Origin of the sequence: Serratia sp. TMDUHS_CL (genome assembly GCF_037137105.1) — a bacterium.
GTDB classification, from domain to species: domain Bacteria; phylum Pseudomonadota; class Gammaproteobacteria; order Enterobacterales; family Enterobacteriaceae; genus Serratia; species Serratia nevei.
Window position 1 is genome coordinate 1 of sequence record NZ_JBBBDV010000027.1, and the last position, 1954, is coordinate 1954.

Below are 1954 nucleotides of genomic sequence, written 5' to 3' on the forward strand. Positions count from 1 at the left end.
TGTCAACAACGGGTAAAAAGTGATCCACTTACATCTCCACCGACGGCCTAATATTGATCCACCGTTTTACTCAGGATTAGCTTCAGCGATAACCCCGGCCTTTCTTTTCTGTTTAAGTCGATAGCTCTCTCCTTTGATCTGAACAACATGTGAGTGGTGTAAGATCCGGTCCAGCATCGCGGATGTTAGCGCCGCATCACCGGCGAACGTTTGATCCCACTGCCCGAACGGCAGGTTAGATGTCAGGATCATCGCGCTCTTCTCGTAACGTTTGGCGATGACCTGGAAGAACAGTTTTGCTTCTTCCTGGCTGAACGGCAGATAGCCTATTTCATCGATGATGAGCAGTTTCGGCGCCATCACGCCACGGTGAAGCGTTGTTTTATAGCGGCCCTGGCGTTGCGCTGTAGACAGCTGAAGCAACAGATCCGCTGCTGTTGTGAAGCGTACCTTGATACCCGCCCGTACCGCTTCGTAGCCCATGGCTATCGCCAGGTGCGTTTTCCCCACACCAGACGGCCCCAGCAACACGATGTTTTCGTTGCGCTCGATGAAGCTGAGTGAACGCAGCGACTGGATTTGCTTCTGTGGTGCGCCGGTGGCGAAGGTGAAGTCATACTCTTCGAACGTTTTCACCGCCGGGAAGGCCGCCATCCGGGTGTACATCGCCTGTTTACGCTGATGGCGCGCCAGTTTTTCCTCATGAAGCAGATGCTCCAGGAAGTCCATATAGCTCCATTCCTGATCCACAGCCTGTTGTGACAGCGCAGGGGCAGCACTGATAAGGCTGTCCAGTTGCAACTGTTCAGCAAGTACCATCAGCCGTTGATGTTGCAGCTCGACCATCATGCGACTCCTCTGCTGAACGTATCATAGATAGACAGCGGATGATGCAGTGGCTGTCTGTCGAAGGTCACCAGGCTTTCGTCTACCTGCACGTCATACTGTTTTTTCTCCGGCGGCAGGGCCAGCATGGACTGCTGTTCCTCGATCCAGCGATCACAGGGGCGGGTCTGGATAGTTTCATGTTTCCGTTGGTTCGCTACATCGTGCAACCAGCGCAGGCCGTAGCGGTTGGCTGTTTCAACGTCAACGGTGATCCCCATCGGGCGCAGGCGCGTCATTAGCGGGATGTAGAAGCTGTTGCGGGTGTACTGCACCATCCGCTCCACCTTGCCTTTAGTCTGTGCCCTGAAGGGACGACACAGCCGTGGGGAGAAGCCCATCTCTTTGCCGAACTGCCAGAGAGATGGATGGAACCGGTGCTGGCCGGTCTGGTATGCGTCACGCTGCAGTACCACTGTTTTCATATTGTCGTACAGCACTTCCTGCGGCACACCGCCGAAGAAGCTGAACGCATTGCGGTGGCAGGCTTCCAGCGTGTCGTAACGCATGTTGTCAGTGAACTCGATGTACAGCATTCGACTGTATCCCAGAACGGCAACGAATACGTGAAGCGGCGATTTGCTGTTACGCATGGTACCCCAGTCAACCTGCATCTGCCGTCCGGGCTCGGTTTCGAAGCGGATAACAGACTCTTGTTCCTGAGGTGTGGCGAGTGAACGTATGAACTCTCTCAGGATGGTCATGCCACCACGATAGCCCTGCGCCATGATCTCGCGGGCGATAACCGTCGCCGGGATTTTATAAGGGTGAGCATCAGCGATTCGCTGGCGAACATAGTCTCGGTATTCATCCAGAAGTGAAGCGACGGCAGGACGTGGCGTGTATTTCGGCGGCTCAGACTGCGCCCGCAAATAACGCTTTACGGTGTTACGGGAGATACCCAGTTCCCTGGCGATCGCCCGACTGCTCATACCCTGCTTGTGCAGGATTTTAATTTCCATAACTGTCTCAAAAGTGACCATAAGCTCTCCCGAATCAGGAGAGCAGATTAACCCCTGGATCTGATTTCAGGCGTCGGATATGGATCACTTTCGCACCGTTAGTGACA

At 54.5% G+C, this 1954-nt stretch carries 2 protein-coding genes; both read right to left on the minus strand.

Features of this window, described 5'->3' with window-relative positions:
- Positions 1-66 precede the first annotated feature (66 nt).
- Positions 67-849 (minus strand): IS21-like element ISSen3 family helper ATPase IstB, encoded by a 783-nt coding sequence (gene istB / locus WCL58_RS25180; protein WP_032666787.1) that lies wholly within the window; start codon positions 847-849, stop codon positions 67-69.
- A complete protein-coding gene (gene istA, locus WCL58_RS25185; RefSeq protein WP_284065838.1) occupies positions 846-1868 on the minus strand; it encodes an IS21 family transposase in 1023 nt (340 codons plus the stop codon). Before istA ends, istB begins: the two co-directional genes overlap by 4 nt.
- Between the last annotated feature and the right edge of the window lie 86 nt (positions 1869-1954).

Coding starts and splice junctions, on each gene's coding strand:
- istB (WP_032666787.1), bottom strand. CDS start 849: ATGATGGTCGAGCTGCAACATCAACGGCTGATGGTACTTGCTGAACAG.
- istA (WP_284065838.1), bottom strand. CDS start 1,868: ATGGTCACTTTTGAGACAGTTATGGAAATTAAAATCCTGCACAAGCAG.